Source organism: Thalassospira xianhensis MCCC 1A02616 (assembly GCF_003326475.1).
GTDB classification, from domain to species: domain Bacteria; phylum Pseudomonadota; class Alphaproteobacteria; order Rhodospirillales; family Thalassospiraceae; genus Thalassospira; species Thalassospira xianhensis.
Map to the genome: position 1 here is coordinate 19,328 of NZ_JPWA01000025.1, position 20,361 is coordinate 39,688.

Consider the following 20,361-nt stretch of genomic DNA (forward strand, 5'->3'; position numbering starts at 1 on the left):
GCCTTTGAAAATCGGATGTCAGAAAATCGCAAAAAGAATGGTTGCCCGATACTCAGGGCAATGAAAAACAGGCTGGCTGCATCAACAGCCAGCCTGTCCAATCCCGATCAGTACATCGGTTTTTCACAGTTGCCGCAGACCCACGGATAGGTCCAGTCGGCGGTCAGCTTTGCGCTTTCGGGCAGGAAGTCCGACCATGCATCGCCAACGACGGTGCCTTCGGTTTCCCAAACGATGTCAAACTGGCCATCGTCCTGCACTTCGCCGATCAGAACCGGCTTGGACAGGTGATGGTTGGTGTTCATGACAGCGGTACCGCCGGTCAGGTTTGCAACTTCCTGGCCATACATGGCCTGACGAACCGCATCAACATCGGTGGTGCCAGCCTGCTCAACAGCCTGTTTCCACATGTTAAAGCCGATATAGGTTGCTTCCATCGGATCGTTGGTTACGCGTTTTTCATCACCGATAAAGGCATGCCATTTTTCGATGAAGGCCGAGTTCGCATCGGACTCAACCGACTGGAAGTAGTTCCAGGCAGCCAGATGACCAACCAGCGGAGCGGTATCAATACCAGCCAGTTCTTCCTCACCGACCGAGAAGGCAACAACCGGAATGTCTTCGGCTTTGATGCCCTGGTTGGCGAGTTCCTTGTAGAACGGCACGTTGGCATCACCGTTAATGGTCGAAACCACTGCGGTTTTCTTGCCGGTGGATGCGAATGCCTTCACATCGGCAACAATCGACTGCCAATCGGAATGACCGAACGGGGTGTAGTTCTCCATGATGTCTTCATCGGAGATACCCTTGCCATTCAGGTAGGAACGCAGGATTTTGTTGGTCGTGCGCGGATAGACATAATCCGTCCCCAAAAGAACGATACGCTCGGCACCGCCGCCATCTTCGCTCATCAGGTAATCAACAGCCGGGATTGCCTGCTGGTTCGGCGCGGCACCGGTATAAAACACGTTACGCGAGCTTTCCTCGCCCTCATACTGAACCGGATAGAACAGCATGCTGTTCAGTTCTTCGAAGACCGGCAGTACCGACTTGCGCGAGACCGAGGTCCAGCAGCCGAACACGACATCGACCTTGTCTTTTTCAATCAGTTCACGTGCTTTTTCGGCAAAAAGCGGCCAATCCGAAGCCGGATCGACAACAACTGCCTCAACCTGTTTCCCCAACAGGCCGCCATTTTTATTCAGATCGTCCACCAGCATCAGGACCGTATCCTTCAGCGTGGTTTCCGAAATAGCCATCGTCCCAGAGAGAGAGTGCAGAACGCCGACTTTAATCGTATCAGCGGCCTGGGCATTTGACATGGTCATTGCCGACCAAGCCAAGGCCCCAGCGCCCATAAGCGCCTGAAGCTTCTTATTCATTCTATTGCCTCCACTGCGAGTTTATTGCACCGCAGTGGTGCTTGCTAAAATCGTGCCAGATTCCGAATAATATGCTGCAGCGCCAGAAATCGCGGCGACTCAACGCAATATCCAACTATTTAACAGGCAAAAAACGGAAAATATTTGCGCCGGACGCGATTTCAATGATCACTTTTCGATCATTAATTAAAATTTGATTATTTTTTAATCACGTTGACCTGCGGCCACTCAGCCCTTATCTGAGGGGCGGAAGTTTCGCCTTTCTGCGGTTATTGCACCACAATGCCCATAGGCCGAAGCATCCCGCCCCGCCGGTTCGCTTATATGCAGTAATGCGGGTCAATCATTGTGCCGCAATGGCAGGCAGATCCGTTGAAATGTCGCCGATCACTGATCTGATCCGATTACGCAACCAGACCAGCCCGACATCCTTATCCGCCCAGATCGGCCAGTTCATGGTCACCGGCGGAAAGTTCAGCGGAATAGGCATTTCACAGAACACCAGCCCAAATAACGGCGCATATTGTACCGCAATCCTGCGCGGCACAGTCGCGACAATCGGAGCGTTCCGGGCAGCGGCAAGCAACGGCATGAAATCCGGCGCGGCCAGAACGACATCAAGATCAATGCCAATTGCGCGCAAGGCATCACCAACGCAGCCTTCGACATTTCCCGTCTGGGACAGGACCGCGTGGCGTGCGCCAAGGTATGTTTCGCGAGATAGCGGCAGTGTCAGCTTGCACATATCGGGGTTAAAGCAACAGGCCACACTGGATTCAAACAGCACTTCGCCAATCTGGCGGGATTCCTTGCATCCGATTGCCAGATCGATTTCCCCGGCATTTAGCATCAGATCGACCGTCTCGACAGTGATCGAACGACTCACCAGACGCACACCGGGTGCGGTTGATTGCAAATGGTGCACCAATGCCGGCAACAGAACCATTTCCATTTCGCCGGTGATACCGATCCGGAAAATGCGATCTGCCGTGTCCGGATCGAAACTGTCGGTCGACTGCAGCGCACTTTGTGCCTGTGTCAATGCGGCCCGAACCGGTCCGGCCAATGCGCGCGCTTTTGCGGTTGGCTGCATTTTCTGTCCGACACGGACAAAAAGATCATCCTGCAACAGCATCCGGAGCGTTGATAAATTGTGGCTCATGGCGGACTGCCCAATCCGCAACTTTTCCGCAGATTTTGTGACACTTAGCTCTTGCATCATTGCGTCAAACGCAATCATGAGATTGAGGTCAAATGACCTTAAATTGAAATGATCAATAGCATCCATGATCCGCATCGATTTGATTACTGACTGATTGGAATATAGCCTTTCTCTATCGCGTTACAAGCTGCCGGTTAAATCCCGGCATTTGATTGAGGGAGAATATTCTGATGCTGTCACGCAGAGACATGCTTAAAGGTTCGCTTGCTGCCGCTGCCATCGGGGCGACGGCCAGCACCGTTTTTATTCCATTGCGCGCCGCGGCCAAGGCCCCAGTGGTGGGCACACAGGCCCCCGGATACTACCGGCTGATGGTGGGCGACGTCGAAGTTACCGCACTTTCGGATGGGACCGGGCAGTTCCCGCTTGCCGATCTGTATCTGAATACCAGCCCCGAACATGCGCGCACGGCCCTTGCCAATGCATTTCAGGGAACCCCAACATCAACGTCCGTGAATGCCTATCTTCTGAATTTCGGCGACCGTCTTGTTTTGCTTGATGCCGGTACCAGCGACCTGTTGGGACCGGAACTTGGTAAATTGCCGGCCAATATCATCGCGTCGGGCTATCACCCGGATCAGATCGATGATGTGGTGATTACCCACATTCACACCGATCATAGCGGTGGATTGATCATGAACGGCAAGAAAGTCTTCCCGAACGCCACAGCGCATGTACCGAAACTTGATGCCGAATACTGGCTGAGCACTGAAAACCGTGACAAGGCGCCGGAAAGTGCCAAGCAGTATTTTGATCAGGCTGTCCTATCGACAAAGCTTTATAGCGAAAGCGGTACACTTTCGACTTACGAGGCCAATGCATCACCCGTTCCAGGTCTGATCAATTCAACGCATCGTCCGGGTCATACACCGGGCCACAGTGCACTTTGGTTTGAAAGCAAAGGCGAAAAGTTCGTTTATTGGGGCGACATCACCCATGGCGATGTCATCCAGTTTGACGAACCGGGTGTCTCGATTGCGTTTGATGTCGATCCAGATCAGGCCATAACCACCCGCGAGGCTGCCTTTGCCGAAGCCGTATCAGAAAAATATCTGGTTGCCGGGTGCCATATCGCCTTCCCGGGTATTGGGCATGTCATCGAAGACAGCACGATGTTTGACTGGGTGCCGATGAACTATCGCGCCGACGTCTGATCCGACTTCCCCGACCCGCGCTTAAGACGCCAGACGAAAAAAGGGCGACCTGCATCACGCAGGCCGCCCTTTGATTTCCTTTTTCGACAAAACCGGCTATTCCGGCATCCCGGCACGGATCCACTGCCCCAGTTGTACCCGTTCTTCGTCCGTCATTTCGGTCATGTTGCCAAGCGGCATGGCACGCCCGATAACGGACTGGGCCAGAACACGCTGCGCATTGGCTTTGACTTGCGCGATGTCATCAAACATTACGCCCATCGGCGCCTCGTCAAAGCCTTCATCGGTCGGGTTGGCAGAATGACAGGCCGTGCAGCGGGTCTGAACAATCGCCAGCGCATGATCGCCGGTGATGATTTCCTGATCGGCCAGCTTGGCGGCATCGGGATCATAGGATGCAAACATCGCCAAGATCGCCATGCCCACCGCAGCCGATGGCAGTTGCCATGCAATCGCCTTGCCGCTGCCCCCGGCATTACGCGTGTTGAAGAAATGGCGCACCAACCCACCAATGATCAGGATCAGGCCGACAATCAGCCACGACTGATCATGGGAAAACAGCATCGAATAATGGTTGCTGATCATCATCAGCAAAACCGGCAACGTCAGATAGTTGTTATGCGTGGATCGCTGCTTGGCCTGCAATCCCAATGCCGGATCGGGTTTTTCGCCCGCCATGAGGCTGGCGACGACCTTTTTCTGGTTGGGAATGATGATGCGAAACACGTTGGCGGCCATGATCGTGCCAATCATCGCACCGACATGAATAAACGCCCCGCGACCGCTGAAGACATGGGTAAACAGATAACTCGCTGCCATGATCAGGATGAATAATGCAACCGCAAGCTTGCCGGTACTTTTACCAATCACACTTTTGCAGATGATGTCATAGATCACCCAACCGGCAAACAGGCTGGCAAGCCCGATCAGGATCGCATCCCATTTGCCAAGCGGCATGACATTCGGATTGATCAGATAGCTTTCGGCACTCCAGTAATACATCGTCACCAGAAGCGCAAAACCGGTCAGCCAGGTAAAATAGGCTTCATATTTGAACCAGTGCAGTTCGGGCGGCATGGATTTCGGCGCGACCATCCATTTATTGACATGGTAAAACCCGCCGCCATGGACCATCCATGCCTCGCCATAAACGCCCTCGTCCATGCCTGAACGCTTGCGCAGGCTCAGATCAAGCCAGACGAAGTAAAAGGATGAACCGATCCACGCGATACCGGTGATCAAATGCGCCCAGCGCAGGATCAGATTGATCCAGTCCTGAAACAGAATATCCACCCGTTGAAACCTCCGTCTTGCAGGGCATATCTCATACTGCCCTGCTGTCCCCTTGCCGGTTATGCGACACATCTGACCACATTGATCCGGAATTATTCCAATCAGAGTCCTAACATAGCGTATCCGGGCGCTCTATTATTAAGGGCAGATGCATAATCGAAATGACTTTCAAGTTATTTTTTAAAATGGCACAGTGACCGTCAGGATTTGGAAGAATACAAATTCAGAAAATAAAAAAAGCTGTATCAGGAGCCCGCAACCCATGTCCGACTTTGAGGACATTCAGATTTTTGTCCGCGTAGCCGAGCTTGGAAACCTGTCTGCTGCCGGGCGCGAGCTGCGCCATTCGGCGGCGGTTGTTTCAAACCGGATTGCACGCCTTGAAGAACGGCTGGGTGTCAGGCTTTTGAACCGCACCACACGCCGGGTGAACCTTACCACCGAAGGCGATGTTTATTACCGGCACTGCCTGCGCATTCTGGCCGAAATGCAGGAAGCCGAAAACGCCATCGCCAACCAGAAAAACACCACGCGCGGCCCGGTAACGCTGACCTGCCCTGTTGCGTTTGGCAATAAATATGTCGCACCGATCATCCCGAAATTTGTTGAGAAGAACCCCGATGTGCAGGTCAGACTGCACCTTTCCGACCGGTTGCTTGACCTGCTTCAGGACAAGGTCGACCTTGCCATACGCATTGCCGAGTTAAAGGAAAGCTCGCTGATCGTGCGCAAGCTTGCGGCCAACAAACGCATGCTGGTCGCAAGCCCCGCCTATCTGAAAAGGCATGGTGCCCCCAGCGCACCCGGTGATTTACTGCACCATAACTGCCTGTTGCTGCGATTTCCGGGATCACGTCAATATCAATGGACCCTGCTCGGCTCTCAGGAAGAAGGCCCGGTGACCCTGTCGGTTTCAGGATCCATGGATTCAGACAATGGTGAAGTGCTGACCCGCTGGTGCCTTGACGGGCATGGCATCGCCCTTAAATCCTACTGGGAAGTCGGCGAATATATCCGCAACGGCCAGCTTCAGGTGGTTCTGCCCGATTACACGCCCCCAGCCCATGCGGTTTACGCGCTTTATCCCGAAAACCGTTACCTGCCAACACGTGTGCGGGCCTTTGTCGATTTTCTGGTAGGCGAGTTTGGCGGGACACCGCCATGGGATAAGAGCTGATAAAAATCCGTATATCCACAAAAACGCTCCGATAGATGCAAGGCGTTTTGAGGCTTTCGTTTGTATTACTTTTTGATTTCGGACAGATACCCACCCAGAACCGCCGCGACATTGAACCCGATGACGTCATGGGCATAACCACCTTCCATGACAAAGACGGTTTTCAATCCCAATCGCCCGATCATTTGTCCGATCCGTTTGAAATCATCGGTTTGCAGTCTGAAATCGCACAGCGTTTCCGCTTCGTGAGCGTCAACGCCAAGGGCGATCACCAGGGCTTCGGGCTGCCATGTGATGATTTTCTGAATGGCCTTTGAAAAACCTTGTGACCACGGCCCAAAATCCGATCCGCCGGGAAGCACGATATTCAGGTTCGCCCCCTGCCCGTCCAGACGACCGGTTTCGTTTTCATAGCCCATGAAGAACGGAAACTGGTGTTTCGGGTCGGCATGGATCGAGACGGTCAGAACATCACCACGGTCATAGAAAATATCCTGCGTTCCGTTGCCATGATGGTAATCGATATCAAGTATCGCAACCTTTCTAGCACCCTTGGCAATCATCTGCTGGGCAGCAATGGCCGAGTTATTGAGGAAGCAATATCCGCCATAACGATTGGCATGCGCATGATGCCCCGGCGGGCGGGTCAGGGCAAAGGATGCCTCACCATCGTTCCAGACAGCATCGGCCGCCGACGCCACGGTTTGTGCCCCCCAATAGGCCGCCTTCCACGTTCCCTTGGTAATCGGGGTATCGGATGAAATGGCATATTGCCCAAGACGCGCGCTGATATGGGCGGGTTTGCCGCCTGAAAATCCGGCTGTTGGCCAGACATAGGGAAAAGCGTCGTGGTCGTTGCCCGCCGCATTCCAGTCCGCCCATGCGTTTTCAAGAAAGGCCAGATAATCCGCATCATGAATTGAGGCAATCGGTGCCATGCCGTGATCGGCCGGATCAACAAGTTGCGCCTGCACCGAGTGGGCCACCGCATCACGGATAATTGCCATACGGCGGGAATTTTCAAAGCATGGAATCAAACGCCCATGGTGCATTTCACCATTCCCGTCATGGGCATCGTGGCGGGAATTAAAAAACACACGCATGACTGACTTCCTTTCCGGCAAAGGCGATAAGGGGCATCTATCCCCTTATCGTAGCAGAAAGTTCTTAACAGGTAGCTATTTGCGCGCGGTGCTATATAGCAGTTCGGCGATGGTTTCAAGGAACCCGCCAAGCTGTTTGCGCAGATTTTCAGCTTCCCGCGCCAGTTTGCCCGCCATATCACGCGTGGTATCGGCAGCCTCGCCCGTCTGACCGGCCATTTCAGAAACCACCGTGATATTGTCAGTCACTTCCTGTGCGCCGCTGGATGCCTGTTCGACATTGCGTGTGATGTTCGATGACAGTGCCGTCTGGGTTTCGACATTGTTCGAAATCAGGTCCGAACGTGCAGCCAGATCATCAATGACAGATGCAATTTCGCGGATCGAATTGACCGATGCTTCGATCGCATTCTGGATATCCTGAACTTTTTCCTCAATCGATTCAGTGGCCTTGCTGGTCTGGTTGGCAAGTCCCTTGACCTCGTTGGCGACAACAGCAAAGCCCTTGCCCGCTTCGCCCGCACGGGCAGCTTCGATAGTGGCATTCAATGCCAACAGGTTGGTTTGTGCCGCAATATCGCGGATGAAGCTGACGACTTCGACAATTTCGCCTGCTGCGGCTTCGAGCTGACCAATCCGGCCATCGGTTTCCTGCGCCAGACCATTGGCGCGATGAGCGATTTCAACCGACTCACGAGCCTGATCGGCAACGGTGCGGATGGACTGGTTCAGTTCTTCGGATGCCTCGGAGACCCCCGAAACATTGGCTGCCGTTTGGCGGGCCGCGGCGGCAACGTTAGTTGAACGTGAACTGGTTTCGTGCGCAATGCGGTTGGCATCACCCGATGCGTTTGAAAGTGCACCTGCGGCTTCGGCAATCTGATCGACGGCCTCGAATGATCCGCTTTTGAATTCTTCGATGATGGTGTTAAAGCCGGTAAGCTTCTTTTCAATCGACGAAGTTGCAGCATTGATTTTCTGCGCTGACGTCAGATAGGCACCGACCAATCCGGTTTCGACAATCCGTCGATAATAACGGTTTTCAGAAACGGCGCCCATGGATGCCGCACTTTCACGCAGGAAGGCGTCATTGCGGTCGATCAGTCTGTTGATCGCGATGAAAAGTTCGCGCATATCGGGATGACTGTCGACATTGGTAATGCGTGCTTCGTAATCACCCTCAGCCGCGGCAAGAACAACGTCCAGTGCCTTTTTGATCCCCGATTTGCTGGAACCACCAAATAGCGACATTTTGAAACCTCGAATTAGCAATCAGCCTAAAGGCTTTGAATGAATTTGTCGTATGCCAGACCGGCATCTGAAAGCTTTTGCGCCAGTGCCTTACCCGCCGCAATCATGCCGTCCTTGCGGTTGGCTGTGCTTTCTTCGATCTGGCGGAGTTCCGCGTAAAGCGGGATAATCTTATCCTTGAGAACTTTCGGATCAGCCACCCGACGGTTCGAATGGTAGCCAATGATTTTGCCATTTGCGTCAAGACTGGGCGTGATGTGCGCGTATACCCAGTAATGGTCGCCGTTCTTTGACATGTTCACGACATAGGCGAAAATCTCGTGACCGGCGGCGATTTCATCCCACAGCAGTTTGAAAACGCAGCGCGGCATATCGGGATGACGAATGATCGAATGGGGCTGACCCAGAACTTCCTTTTCACGGTAGTCGGAAAGACGCAGAAAAACCTCGTTGGCATAGGTAATCCGGCCCTTAAGGTCCGTTTTACTGACGATCAGTTCTTCTGGCTTGAAATGGCGTTCCTTGCCGGTTGGCTTGGACCTGACTAGCGTTTCGCTCACGTTTCTGTCCCCGATTTTCTGTCCGATAACCTGCCATTGTAGATCACAGCAGTTTTGCATGTCCGGATATCATGTAACGATATATCCGCGAATGATAAATGTAAAATATCCATGTGATACATAGACTAAGCGCAACGATAAAAATTAGATAAATATAACTAGATACCATGATCGCGACATACAATAGCGGGACCGGTCAATGATCATGCCTTGTCAGATGTGCATGCTTTTGATTTTCTGATTATGGTAACGTTTGCGGGGAAGCAGCATGGCACAAGATCTTCGGGACTTTCCATTTCGCGTGGTAATCCATGAAAAGCACTCTGCCCAAGGGGTGCTTGACTGGCTGGACAAGAATATACGCAGCGACAGATGGACCATGGGCATTCGCAATATCGAACTGCCGCGCGCGACCCAATCCGCCCCCATCGTCGATATGGTGATCTATTTTGCCCGTCGGGAGGATATGGAGCTTTTCCGTGAACGCTGGGCTGGCAAGACGCGCGAGCACAAGATCAAACTGAAATTCTGGCGCGCCGCAGTTTATGCTTTGTTACACCCGAAGATGGAAATGATCGCATACGAAAAAGTCGACGACAGTCTGAAACGCATCCGTCCCGGTGATCCGGAAACAAGCATCAAGAAGCCCTGAAACGAAACAACCCCGCATACCAGATGCGGGGTTGTTCGTTGCGCTGCCCTCAAGAGGCTTGCAGATCGTGATTATTTCGGCAGTTCGGCATCGATGCCTTTGATGTACCAGTCCATGCCCAGAAGCATTTCGTCGGTTGCATCTTCGCCTTCCTTGATGCGCAGTTCGCCAGCCTGATCATAGATCGGGCCTGCGAACGGGTGGATTTCACCCGATGCGATCTTGGCTTCGGTTTCTTCGGCCAGTGCTTTTACGTCATCAGGCATATTGGTGTAGGGTGCCATGTCGACCATACCGGAATCAATGCCCCCCCAAGTGTCGGTCGATTCCCAGGTACCATCCATGACAGCCTTGGCACGCGCGACATAATATTCGTCCCAATGGTCAACAATGGCGGTCAACTGTGCTTTCGGCGCGAACTTGATCATGTCAGATGCCTGACCAAAACCGACAATACCGCGGTTCTCGGCAACCTGAAGCGGCGCCGGGCTGTCGGTGTGCTGAACCATGATGTCAGCACCCTGATCGATCAGAGCCTTGGCAGCGTCGCCTTCTTTGCCCGGATCATACCAGGTGTTGGCCCAGACGATTTTGACTTTGACGTCCGGGTTAACCGACCATGCACCCAGCATGAACGAGTTGATGCCACGAACCACTTCCGGGATCGGGAACGAACCGACATAGCCGACAATGTTCGACTTGGTCATTTTACCGGCGATTACGCCTGCAACATAACGACCTTCATAGAAACGCGCGGCATAGGTCGAAACGTTTGCATCACGTTTGTAACCGGTTGCATGTTCGAATTTCACGTTCGGGAACTGCTTGGCAACCTTGACGGTCGGGTTCATGAAACCGAACGAAGTGGTGAAGATCAGGTTATGACCGGTCTGGGCCAACTGACGGATCACACGTTCAGCATCGGCACCTTCCGGAACGCTTTCGACGTAGCTGGTGGTGGCATTGTCACCAAGAGCCGCCTCGATCGCCTGACGACCGATATCGTGACGATAGGACCAGCCATGGTCACCGATCGGGCCGACATAGACAAAGCCGGCTTTGACTTCTTCGGCCTGGGCAGCACCCATGCCGAGTGCAAGTGCACCGGTTGCCACAACGGCGGCAAGCGTGCGCTTCACGAGGTTTACATTCATTATTTGGTCTCCCTGTTAATCAGCTAATCAGGATTTAAACCCAATTGTTTACGCAATCAATGACGTGTTCTTGTCCAGACCAAAACTCAGCCAAACCGGCCAAATAACACAAGACCGGTTTGATTGAGTGTTGGTCCGATACGCACTTCCTCCCCCCGGGTCGGGGCACCCTTTGACGCGCCCCGATCCCGTTTAACCAGCCCTATTGTGCGGGCCGGAACGCCTGCCCGATACAGGCAGGTGCATTCAGTCTGATCTTTGCGCGATCACTGGAAATGATCACCAGCACAATCACGGTCGCAAGGTACGGCAGCATCGACATGAATTGCGACGGCACATGTACGCCTGCACTTTGCGCATGAAGCTGCAATACCGAAATAAGCCCGAACATATAGGCCCCCGCCAACAGACGGCCCGGACGCCATGTTGCAAACACGACAAGTGCCAACGCGATCCAGCCGCGCCCGGCTGTCATGTTTTCGGCCCACATCGGCGTATAGGACAGCGAAAGATACGCGCCCGCAAGGCCTGCCATCGCACCGCCAAACATGGTGGCCATATAGCGGATTTTGATCACCGAATAGCCGATGGCATGCGCGGAATGATGGGAATCACCAACCGCCTTGAGGATCAGCCCCCCACGGGTACGCGACAGGAAGAACCCGACCGCAATCACCATCACAATCGAAAGATAAACCAGAAAATCCTGACCAAACAGAATTTCACCAACCAGCGGAATATCGGTCAGAAGCGGAATATGCAGCCCCGGAAGCGGCTCGATCGCAAAACCGACAAAGCCGGAACCAACAAGAGCCGAAAAGCCCACCCCGAAAATGGTCAGTGCCAGCCCCGTTGCCACCTGGTTGGCCATCAGGGTCAGGGTCAGAAAGGCAAAGATCAGCGACATCAGCATTCCGGCAATGATCGCGGCCAGAATGCCCAGAATGGCCGAGCCGCTTGTTGCGGTGACCGCAAATCCCGAAATCGCGCCGACCAGCATCATGCCTTCGACACCAAGGTTCAACACCCCGGATTTTTCAGTAATCAGTTCGCCGGTCGATGCCAGCAAAAGCGGGGTCGATGCCGTAATCACGGTCAGGATCAGTGGAATAAGCCAATCCATTATGCGGCCTCCCCTTTGGCTGCCGGGGTTCCGAAACGAACCCGGTACTTGGTCAAAACATCACAGGCCAGCAGGAAGAACAGCAAAATCCCCTGAAACAGGCCGGTCACCGCATTTGGCAGCCCCAACGTAATCTGGGCCAATTCCCCACCTAGATAGGTCAGCGCCATGATCAGCCCGCCAAACAGGATACCCAGCGGATGCAACCGCCCAAGGAAGGCAACGATAATTGCCGTAAAGCCGTAACCGGGCGATATGGCAGGCTGCAACTGGCCAATCGGCCCGGCAACCTCGAACAAACCGGCAAGACCGGAAAGTGCGCCGCCCAGCAACAGGGTAAACCAGACCATGCGTTTCTGACGGAACCCGACATGGCGGGCGGCCTGTGGGGCCTTGCCCACCACGCGCAGCTGGAACCCGATCACCGATTTCGACAGCAAAATCCAACCAGCAATCACCACCAGTACAGCGAAGGCGGTTCCAAGATGAACGCGCGTGCCGTCATAAATCACCGGCAACAGGCCCGCATCCGGGAACGGTCGGGATTCAGGGAAGTTGAAACCTTCGGGGTTGCGCCACGGACCATGCACAAGGAAGCTTAGAAACAGCGTCGCGACATAGGTCAGCATCAGGCTGGTCAGAATTTCGTTGGCATTAAATCGGGTGCGCAGAAGCGCTGGTATGCCGCCCCAGAACGCCCCGCCAATTGCCCCAAGCACAAACATCGCGGGCAACAGGAACATGCTTTCACTGTCATAAAAATAAAGCGCAAGACCACCGCCGAATATGGCGCCCATGGTCAATTGCCCCTCGGCACCGATGTTCCAGACATTGGCGCGGAACCCCATCGACAGCCCGATGGCGATGATCACAAGCGGGGTTGCCTTCACAAACAGTTCGGAAATGCCGTAGCTGTTGTTGATCGGCAGGATGAAGAAAGTATAGAGCGCATCAAACGGGTTCTTGCCCATAAAGGAAAAGATGATCCCGCCGACAAACAGCGTCATGAGAATTGCCAGAACCGGCGACAGATAGACCATCGCCTGACTATGCTGGCGACGGGGTTCAAGCCTGACCAACGCGATCTCCTTCGATAAGCTCTTTCGTCTTCAGGGTTACGTCGCCGTCCAGATCGTGAAGTCCCCCCATCAACAAACCGATTTCCTCGACACTGACATCGGCCATTGGCCGCGGGGCGGACATCTTACCTTCGGACATCACCACCACCTGATCACAGATGGCGAAAATTTCGTCCAGATCCTGCGAAATCACCAGAACCGCCGTGCCCTTTGCCGCCAGATCAAGCAATGCCTGATGGATGGCACTTGCCGCACCGGCATCGACACCCCAGGTCGGTTGTGAAATCACCAGAACGCCCGGATCCTGAAGGATTTCACGCCCGACGATAAACTTCTGAAGGTTCCCGCCCGAGAGGCTTCCTGCCTCGGCCGAGGCACCGGTGGTCCGCACATCGAATGTCTTGATGATCTTGTCGGCAAAGCTACGGGTCGGCACTTCGCGGATCAGACCACGTGCGGACAATGCCATACGACGAAACGCCGTTAAAAACCCGTTTTCCGAAAGGCTCATATCGGGAACGGCACCATGTCCGTTGCGTTCCTCGGGCACAAAGGCCGCGCCAAGCCGGCGACGGCGGCGCGGACCAAAATGTGCAACCGGATCGCCATCGATCTTGATGCAGTCCGGCGTGCCGATGATTTCGGTTTCACCGGCCAGTGCCTGAAACAGCTCGTTCTGACCATTCCCGGCCACACCGGCAACGCCCATGATTTCCCCCCCCCGCACCTTAAGACCAATCCCCTTAAGGTCCGTGCCAAACTGTTCGTCACTGATCAGTGACAGATCGGAGATATCAAGACGCACATCACCGAATTTGCGCGTACCGCTGCGATCGGGTGCTGTCAATTTCTGGCCGATCATCATTTCGGCCATGGATTTCGCCGTTTCCTCGCGCGGGTCACACCCGCCGACGACCTTGCCTCCGCGCAATACGGTTGCCTTCTGACACAGTGCTTTGACCTCGTGCAGTTTATGGCTGATATAAAGGATTGCGCAACCTTCATCGGCAAGACGGCGCAATGTTTCAAACAGCTTTTCGACTTCCTGAGGGGTTAAAACCGATGTCGGCTCGTCCAGAATAAGCAGTTTGGGATTTTGCAGAAGGCAGCGGACGATTTCGATCCGCTGACGTTCACCAACCGAGAGCGTGTAAACATGACGATCCGGATCAAGCGGCAGACCATAGGTCTTTTCGACCTCGATCACCTGCTGACGCAGGGCGGCCATATCGCGCACATCGTTCATCGCCAGCGCAATGTTTTCCAGCACCGTCATGGTCTCAAACAGCGAGAAATGCTGGAACACCAGACCAACGCCCATTTCGCGCGCGTCATGCGGACTATGGATCGTGACCGGCTTCCCTTCCCACAGCAAATCGCCCTGATCGGCCTGCAGCACGCCATAGATGATTTTCACAAGCGTACTTTTACCCGCACCATTTTCCCCCAGAAGGGCATGGATTTCGCCAGGTTCGATACGGAAACTGATATCGTCATTTGCCAGACAGCCCGGAAAGGCCTTGGTCACACCACGCACCTCAAGCTGTGCCGGTTTTGATCCGCCTGTCATAGCCAAGCCTGTATCTGATCCGGTATTCCCGGTCGTGGACGTCACTGCTGCCACCCCTAAATTGCGATCCGATCACGCGCACCGAAGGTATTACCCGTTCACGGTTTGCTAATCAAACGGTCTCAATACGCGATTTTGTCTTCTTTGGCATCCCAAGCCGCAAAGACATCACGCGCCTCCCCTAAATCCAGATGTTCGCACGGCAGGCTCCGATCCGGGATCGGTTTTGCCACTTCATCATACAGGAATTGATCGTCAAAGCCGATTGCCGCGGCATCATCGCGGGAATTGGCATAATAGATCCGGTCAAGACGTGCCCAATAGATCGCCGAAAGGCACATCGGGCATGGCTCGCAACTGGTGTAAATCTCGCATCCGGCAAGATTGAAGGTACCAAGCTTTTCACAGGCCGCACGGATGGCGCTGACCTCGGCATGGGCGGTCGGGTCGTTGCTGGATGTTACCTTGTTCCAGCCTTCGGATACGACTTCGCCGTCCTTGACAATGATTGCCCCGAACGGGCCGCCACAGCCTTCTTCCATTTTCGTCCGCGACAAATTCACGGCATGGAGCATGTGTTTATGCTTGGCATCACACACAGCCAAATCTCCCTATATGAACTCCTGATCCGGTAAACGGATCCTCCTGATCAGGCCGCTATTGGCGCGGCCCTTTATCATTTATATGCCTTGCAATGAAGGCCTTATCATCCGGCAAGGCCGTCTTGTGCGACCCTGTTCACCGGATGTTGCGCCATTCGCCCTTCACGCACGGACAGCAATTGCACCGCGACCGATGCCGCAATGATTGCCGGCTGTTTGCCGGTAATGCCTTGAATTCCAATCGGGCATGTCAAACGACCGATTTCCACGTCACCCAACCCTCGATCTTTTAATCGCCGGACAAAGCGGGCGCGTTTGGTCTGGCTTCCGATCATGCCAACAAAACCAAGATCATCCCGCATCAAGGCCGCCCGACAGATATCAAAATCCTGCGCGTGGCTGTGCGTCAGGATGAGTGCAAAGGCACCGGGCGGCATGTCGCCCACCTCGTCTTGTGGCCTATCGCTTTGATACAGATGAAGTTTCGGTGTTTCCGGCAGGGTCAGGTATTCATCACGCGAATCGATCAGGTGAAGATCAAATGGCAATGGTGCCAGTGCCCGAACAATCGCCTGCCCGACATGCCCGGCCCCAAACAGCCAAAGGGGCGTTGCTCCGTCATCAAGGCGCAGGCACAGCTTCTGCTGCCCGGCCAGATCACACAACCCGCCACGGCCCCCGGCAAACAAACGATCCAATGCGTCGGCATCCTGAGTGCTGGCCGTTTCAATATTCCGACTTCCGCCCATCGGCAACATTATCCAGTCACCATGACCAGCACCTGCAGGACTCTGCGTATTTAGGATCGCTGTTGCCAGCTGATGCTTTTGCATCGGGTCCAGCAGATGAAACGCGATTTCGACGGAACCACCGCAACATTGACCAAGCCCCGGCCCCAACGGAAAGGGAACCAGTTCCGCGCCAAAATCCCGATCCAAGGTCAGGATTTCACGCGCCCGTACCGTCACCTGATGTTCCAGATTGCCGCCACCAACCGTCCCGGCAATGTCGGCTTCACTGATCAGCATAAATGCCCCTGCCTCGCGCGGGGTGGACCCGCGAATGGCCGCCACACTGACCAGCATCACCGGATCGGATGATTGCAGCAAAGCGATATGGGCGTCGGGTGAGAGGCGCATGATGTCTATTCCCCCGCCGCCGGAACCGCATCATGACTTTGGGCAATCATACCCTTGGCCACATTGGCGACCGCATTCAGGACGGCCTCGGGCGTTGCCGGGGCATTCAGCATCGGGATCACCTTGTAATCCCCGACCGATGCGATCGCATCAGCAATGGCACGATGCACTGAAATCGCCAGCATCAGCGGCGGCTCACCAACCGCTTTGGATCGATGAATGGTTTTTTCAACGTTTCTTCCGGAAGACCATAATTCAAGACGGAAATCTTCCGGCCGGTCCGAACATGCGGGAATTTTATAGGTGGACGGTGCATGTGTTCGTAAACGACCTGCATCATCCCACCATAATTCCTCGGATGTCAGCCATCCCATGCCTTGAATAAAACCGCCTTCGATCTGACCGCGGTCAATCGCCGGGTTCAGTGATCGGCCGACATCGTGGCTGATATCAACGCGTGTGGCCTTGTATTCGCCGGTCAGGGTATCGATCATTACCTCGGAGCAGGCCATGCCATAGGCGAAGTAATAGAACGGCCGGCCCGATGCGGTTTCACGGTCATAATGGATTTTCGGTGTCGCGTAATAGCCCGTCGCCGAAAGCGAAACGCGCGCCAGATAAGCCTGTTTGACCAGATCGGCAAATTCCAGTTCGGTCACATCGCCAACAATCACCCGGCCCGGAGCAAACCGGACAGCGGCCTCAACCACACCGTATTTTTCAGCCGCAAATGCAATCAGGCGGGATTTGATCGTCATTGCAGCATCGCGCGCGGCCATGCCGTTCATATCCGCCCCGCTTGATGCCGCGGTTGCCGATGTGTTGGGAACCTTACCGGTATTGGTTGCCGTGATCTTGATCCGGTCGAGATCAATCTGGAATTCCTCGGCCACGACCTGAGCAACCTTGATAAACAGGCCCTGCCCCATTTCCGTCCCGCCATGGTTCAGATGCACCGATCCGTCCTGATAAATATGGATCAATGCGCCCGCCTGATTCAGGAAGGTGGTGGTAAAGGAAATGCCGAACTTGACCGGCGTGATTGAAAGGCCGCGCTTGATCACCGGGCTTTCGGCGTTAAACGCATCTATTTCTTTGCGGCGCTTGCGATAATCGCAAGATGCCAGAATGTCGTCCGTCAGTTCCGGAAGGACGTTATCCTCGACCGTCATGTGATAGGGCGTCGTGTTGCGGTCGGTTGTCCCGTAATAGTTGGCGATCCGCACATCAAGCGGATCGCGGCCAATCGTCATAGCGATTTCATCGATGATCCGTTCAATTGCCACCATGCCCTGCGGCCCGCCAAATCCGCGAAAGGCGGTATTGGACACCAGATTGGTTTTGCAGCGATAGGACCGGATTTCGACATCGCCAAGGAAATAGGCATTGTCGGTATGGAACATCGCACGATCACAGATCGCGGCCGACAGATCAGCCGAGAAACCGCAATTGGCCGCATACTGAATATCCAGCCCGCAAATCCGGCCGTCATCATCAAAGCCGACATCATATTCGACGATAAAGTCATGGCGCTTGCCGGTCATGACCATGTCATCATCGCGGTCCAGGCGCATTTTTGCCGGACGCCCTGTTTTAACCGCAACAATCGCCGCCAGTGCCGCCCATTGCGATGCCTGCGTTTCCTTGCCACCAAAACCGCCGCCCATACGGCGCACTTCGACCGTTACCGCATTGGCCGGACGGCCAAGGACATTAGCGATGTTGTGCTGGACCTCCGACGGATGCTGGGTCGAACAATGCAAAAGCACATCGCCATCTTCCTGCGGGATGGCAAAGGTGATCTGGCCTTCAAGATAGAAATGGTCCTGCCCGCCGATTTCCATCACCCCGGACCGGCGATGTTTGGCACGCGCCAGTGCCGATTTGGCATCGCCCTGCGCCATGACATGGGGTGGTGCAACGAATTGCTGTTTTTCCAGTGCCTCCTTGACGCTCAGGATCGCGGGCAGTTCTTCATATTCGATCTCGGCCAGCTTGACGGCATTGCGTGCCTGTTCGCGGGTTTCGGCGGCGACACAGAAAACCGGCTGCCCGTAAAACTGAACAATCCCATCGGGCAAAACAGGATCATCATGGGTATGCGCGGGTGACACGTCATTGACACCCGGCACATCATCAGCCGTCAGGACACACACCACACCGGGTGCGGATCGCACCTTTGACAGATCCATCTTCGTGATCCTGCCATGTGCGATGTTTGCCGCACCGGGGGCCAGATGAAGGGTACCGAACGGTTCAAGAATGTCATCAACATAAACCGCTTCGCCCGCGACATGCTTCGGACCGCTGTCATGCTTGCTGGCGGAGCGAACCCCACCCGAAAGTCCCGGTGTCGGAGCCAGAAGTTCATCCGGGTCTTTAGTATCGATGGTTTTGGATGCGTTGTCAGACATGGGCAGCCTCCCTGCCAACCAGACGGGTGGCAATTTCGGGGGCGGTTGTTTCGATAAACAGTTTGGTCAAAAGGTTTTGCGCGACCAGCATCCGATATTCTTTTGACGCCCGCATATCCGACATCGGAGCAAAATCCCTGGTCAAAGCCAGTTGCGCCGCGTTCAGGCTGGCCTCGTTCCAATCCATGCCAATCAGGACAGTCTCGCATTTTTTGGCCCGCATCGGTGTTCCGGCCATGCCACCAAATGCCGCACGGAATTCGATCACCTTGCCGCCATCAACCCGAATGGCAAAGGCCGCAAGAACCGCCGTAATATCCTGATCAAACCGTTTGGAAATCTTGTAGGCCTTGAACTGCACCCCGGCGTCCGGTTTCGGAACAATGATGCTTTCAACGAACTCGCCCTTGGCCCGATCCTGCTTGCCATAGGTGATAAAGAAATCTTCAAGGGCAACTTCGCGACGGATATCGCCCATGCGCAAAACAATCCGCGCGCCCAGCGCAATCAGGGCAGGCGGAGTATCGCCAATCGGCGATCCGTTGGCGATATTGCCGCCAACCGTCCCCGCATTACGGATTTGCCGTGACCCGATTCGGCGGACCAGTTCCCCGACATCACGGGCAATCATGCCAAGTGCGTTATGGGCATCGCTATAAGTTACACCGGCACCGATGGTCAGAGCACCGTCCTTTTCCCGGACCGATTTAAGATCGGCGACATCCCCGATATAAATGATCGGATCAAGCCGTTTGAGCATCTTGGTCACCCAAAGCCCGACATCCGTTCCGCCCGCCAGCACCGTCGCATCGGGATGGGCCACCAAAAGTGCGGCCAGTTCATCGCTGCTTCGCGGGGCGAAATAACGGCCAACCGGCATTTCAAGTGCCAGCATGCCTGCACCTTCGATCATCGCGGTCAATCGGGTCGCGATATCGGAACGGCGTTTTTGTTCGACCGGATCGGTTGCGCTTATGCCACCGGCCTTGCGGGCGGCTTCGATGATCGGCCCGTAGCCGGTGCAACGGCACAGGTTCCCGGCAAGGGCATCATTGATGGCACCCCGGTCATCCTCGCCCCCATCCAGCCAAAGCTGATACAGGCTCATGATAAAACCAGGCGTACAGAAACCGCATTGCGACCCATGGGTTTCTACCATGGCCTGCTGCACCGGATGAAGGCTGCCGTCATCGGATTTAAGATGTTCTACAGTCAGAAGCTGCTTGCCATCAAGGGTCGGCATAAACTGGATACAGGCATTGACCGTCCGGTAACGCATGCTGCCCATTCCATCCGGTTCGCCCAGAATAACCGTGCAGGCACCGCAATCGCCTTCCGCACAACCTTCTTTTGTCCCGGTCTTGCGCTCGTTTAAGCGCAGCCAGTTCAAAACCGTCATTTGCGGATCGATATCGCGCAGGCGACGTTCCTCGTTCCCGAACAGGAACCGGATATCATCGCGCGTATTAAGGGCCGGTTTGGTCAT

General features: G+C 54.7%; 17 protein-coding genes. 3 read left to right on the forward strand and 14 right to left on the reverse strand.

Annotation, left to right across the window (positions count from 1 at the left end):
* Positions 1-107 precede the first annotated feature (107 nt).
* Together urtA and TH5_RS17885 are read right to left on the reverse strand one after the other, a co-directional pair.
* Positions 108-1,382, reverse strand: a complete 1,275-nt coding sequence (urtA, locus tag TH5_RS17880; RefSeq protein ID WP_062951166.1) for an urea ABC transporter substrate-binding protein — start codon at positions 1,380-1,382, stop codon at positions 108-110.
* A 343-nt stretch (positions 1,383-1,725) separates the two neighbouring features.
* The gene (locus tag TH5_RS17885) at positions 1,726-2,679 is read right to left on the reverse strand and encodes a LysR family transcriptional regulator (protein ID WP_114122992.1); all 954 of its coding nucleotides are present in this window, start codon (positions 2,677-2,679) and stop codon (positions 1,726-1,728) included.
* A gap of 95 nt (positions 2,680-2,774) precedes the next feature.
* On the opposite strand from TH5_RS17885, the gene TH5_RS17890 reads away from it, so the two are divergent.
* Positions 2,775-3,758 carry an MBL fold metallo-hydrolase gene (locus TH5_RS17890; RefSeq protein ID WP_114122993.1) on the forward strand — a complete coding sequence of 328 codons (984 nt, stop codon included), beginning with the start codon at positions 2,775-2,777 and terminating at the stop codon, positions 3,756-3,758.
* A 96-nt stretch (positions 3,759-3,854) separates the two neighbouring features.
* On the opposite strand, the gene TH5_RS17895 is transcribed toward TH5_RS17890, so the two are convergent.
* Positions 3,855-5,051: a urate hydroxylase PuuD gene (locus TH5_RS17895; protein ID WP_114122994.1), complete on the reverse strand. Its 1,197-nt coding sequence runs from the start codon at positions 5,049-5,051 to the stop codon at positions 3,855-3,857.
* A gap of 262 nt (positions 5,052-5,313) precedes the next feature.
* Between TH5_RS17895 and TH5_RS17900 the strand changes: the two genes are divergently transcribed.
* Positions 5,314-6,228, forward strand: coding sequence for a LysR family transcriptional regulator (locus tag TH5_RS17900; protein ID WP_114109458.1), 915 nt, complete (start codon positions 5,314-5,316; stop codon positions 6,226-6,228).
* Positions 6,229-6,293: 65 nt separating this feature from the next.
* On the opposite strand, the gene TH5_RS17905 is transcribed toward TH5_RS17900, so the two are convergent.
* The 3 genes from TH5_RS17905 to TH5_RS17915 all read right to left on the reverse strand — a co-directional run bounded on the left by TH5_RS17905 (position 6,294) and on the right by TH5_RS17915 (position 9,142).
* A complete protein-coding gene (locus tag TH5_RS17905; protein WP_114109457.1) occupies positions 6,294-7,331 on the reverse strand; it encodes a histone deacetylase family protein in 1,038 nt (345 codons plus the stop codon).
* A 75-nt stretch (positions 7,332-7,406) separates the two neighbouring features.
* Positions 7,407-8,582, reverse strand: coding sequence for a methyl-accepting chemotaxis protein (locus TH5_RS17910; RefSeq protein WP_062960633.1), 1,176 nt, complete (start codon positions 8,580-8,582; stop codon positions 7,407-7,409).
* A gap of 26 nt (positions 8,583-8,608) precedes the next feature.
* Positions 8,609-9,142 (reverse strand): PAS domain-containing protein, encoded by a 534-nt coding sequence (locus TH5_RS17915; RefSeq protein WP_062960632.1) that lies wholly within the window; start codon positions 9,140-9,142, stop codon positions 8,609-8,611.
* A gap of 268 nt (positions 9,143-9,410) precedes the next feature.
* Between TH5_RS17915 and TH5_RS17920 the strand changes: the two genes are divergently transcribed.
* A complete protein-coding gene (locus TH5_RS17920; protein WP_114122995.1) occupies positions 9,411-9,794 on the forward strand; it encodes a hypothetical protein in 384 nt (127 codons plus the stop codon).
* A gap of 71 nt (positions 9,795-9,865) precedes the next feature.
* On the opposite strand, the gene TH5_RS17925 is transcribed toward TH5_RS17920, so the two are convergent.
* The 8 genes from TH5_RS17925 to xdhA form a co-directional block, all read right to left on the reverse strand.
* Complete coding sequence (locus tag TH5_RS17925) at positions 9,866-10,948, reverse strand: BMP family ABC transporter substrate-binding protein (protein ID WP_279627766.1); 1,083 nt, start codon at positions 10,946-10,948, stop codon at positions 9,866-9,868.
* Positions 10,949-11,150: 202 nt separating this feature from the next.
* Positions 11,151-12,071, reverse strand: coding sequence for an ABC transporter permease (locus TH5_RS17930; protein WP_114122996.1), 921 nt, complete (start codon positions 12,069-12,071; stop codon positions 11,151-11,153).
* Positions 12,071-13,150 (reverse strand): ABC transporter permease, encoded by a 1,080-nt coding sequence (locus TH5_RS17935; RefSeq protein ID WP_114122997.1) that lies wholly within the window; start codon positions 13,148-13,150, stop codon positions 12,071-12,073. Before TH5_RS17935 ends, TH5_RS17930 begins: the two co-directional genes overlap by 1 nt.
* The gene (locus TH5_RS17940; protein WP_167443592.1) at positions 13,137-14,720 is read right to left on the reverse strand and encodes an ABC transporter ATP-binding protein; all 1,584 of its coding nucleotides are present in this window, start codon (positions 14,718-14,720) and stop codon (positions 13,137-13,139) included. The genes TH5_RS17935 and TH5_RS17940 overlap by 14 nt, the downstream gene beginning before the upstream one ends.
* Positions 14,721-14,842: 122 nt before the next feature.
* A complete protein-coding gene (locus TH5_RS17945) occupies positions 14,843-15,295 on the reverse strand; it encodes a nucleoside deaminase (RefSeq protein WP_114122998.1) in 453 nt (150 codons plus the stop codon).
* Positions 15,296-15,426: 131 nt separating this feature from the next.
* Positions 15,427-16,461 (reverse strand): xanthine dehydrogenase accessory protein XdhC, encoded by a 1,035-nt coding sequence (gene xdhC / locus TH5_RS17950; RefSeq protein WP_114122999.1) that lies wholly within the window; start codon positions 16,459-16,461, stop codon positions 15,427-15,429.
* 5 nt (positions 16,462-16,466) lie between these two features.
* Positions 16,467-18,875 carry a xanthine dehydrogenase molybdopterin binding subunit gene (xdhB, locus tag TH5_RS17955; RefSeq protein WP_114123000.1) on the reverse strand — a complete coding sequence of 803 codons (2,409 nt, stop codon included), beginning with the start codon at positions 18,873-18,875 and terminating at the stop codon, positions 16,467-16,469.
* The gene (gene xdhA, locus TH5_RS17960; protein WP_114123001.1) at positions 18,868-20,361 is read right to left on the reverse strand and encodes a xanthine dehydrogenase small subunit; all 1,494 of its coding nucleotides are present in this window, start codon (positions 20,359-20,361) and stop codon (positions 18,868-18,870) included. The genes xdhB and xdhA overlap by 8 nt, the downstream gene beginning before the upstream one ends.

Coding starts and splice junctions, on each gene's coding strand:
- xdhC (WP_114122999.1), bottom strand. CDS start 16,461: ATGCGCCTCTCACCCGACGCCCATATCGCTTTGCTGCAATCATCCGAT.
- TH5_RS17925 (WP_279627766.1), bottom strand. CDS start 10,948: ATGAATGTAAACCTCGTGAAGCGCACGCTTGCCGCCGTTGTGGCAACC.
- TH5_RS17920 (WP_114122995.1), top strand. CDS start 9,411: ATGGCACAAGATCTTCGGGACTTTCCATTTCGCGTGGTAATCCATGAA.
- TH5_RS17890 (WP_114122993.1), top strand. CDS start 2,775: ATGCTGTCACGCAGAGACATGCTTAAAGGTTCGCTTGCTGCCGCTGCC.
- TH5_RS17900 (WP_114109458.1), top strand. CDS start 5,314: ATGTCCGACTTTGAGGACATTCAGATTTTTGTCCGCGTAGCCGAGCTT.
- TH5_RS17945 (WP_114122998.1), bottom strand. CDS start 15,295: ATGCTCCATGCCGTGAATTTGTCGCGGACGAAAATGGAAGAAGGCTGT.
- xdhB (WP_114123000.1), bottom strand. CDS start 18,875: ATGTCTGACAACGCATCCAAAACCATCGATACTAAAGACCCGGATGAA.
- TH5_RS17885 (WP_114122992.1), bottom strand. CDS start 2,679: ATGCGGATCATGGATGCTATTGATCATTTCAATTTAAGGTCATTTGAC.
- TH5_RS17930 (WP_114122996.1), bottom strand. CDS start 12,071: ATGGATTGGCTTATTCCACTGATCCTGACCGTGATTACGGCATCGACC.
- xdhA (WP_114123001.1), bottom strand. CDS start 20,361: ATGACCAAACCGGCCCTTAATACGCGCGATGATATCCGGTTCCTGTTC.
- urtA (WP_062951166.1), bottom strand. CDS start 1,382: ATGAATAAGAAGCTTCAGGCGCTTATGGGCGCTGGGGCCTTGGCTTGG.
- TH5_RS17940 (WP_167443592.1), bottom strand. CDS start 14,720: ATGACAGGCGGATCAAAACCGGCACAGCTTGAGGTGCGTGGTGTGACC.
- TH5_RS17910 (WP_062960633.1), bottom strand. CDS start 8,582: ATGTCGCTATTTGGTGGTTCCAGCAAATCGGGGATCAAAAAGGCACTG.
- TH5_RS17905 (WP_114109457.1), bottom strand. CDS start 7,331: ATGCGTGTGTTTTTTAATTCCCGCCACGATGCCCATGACGGGAATGGT.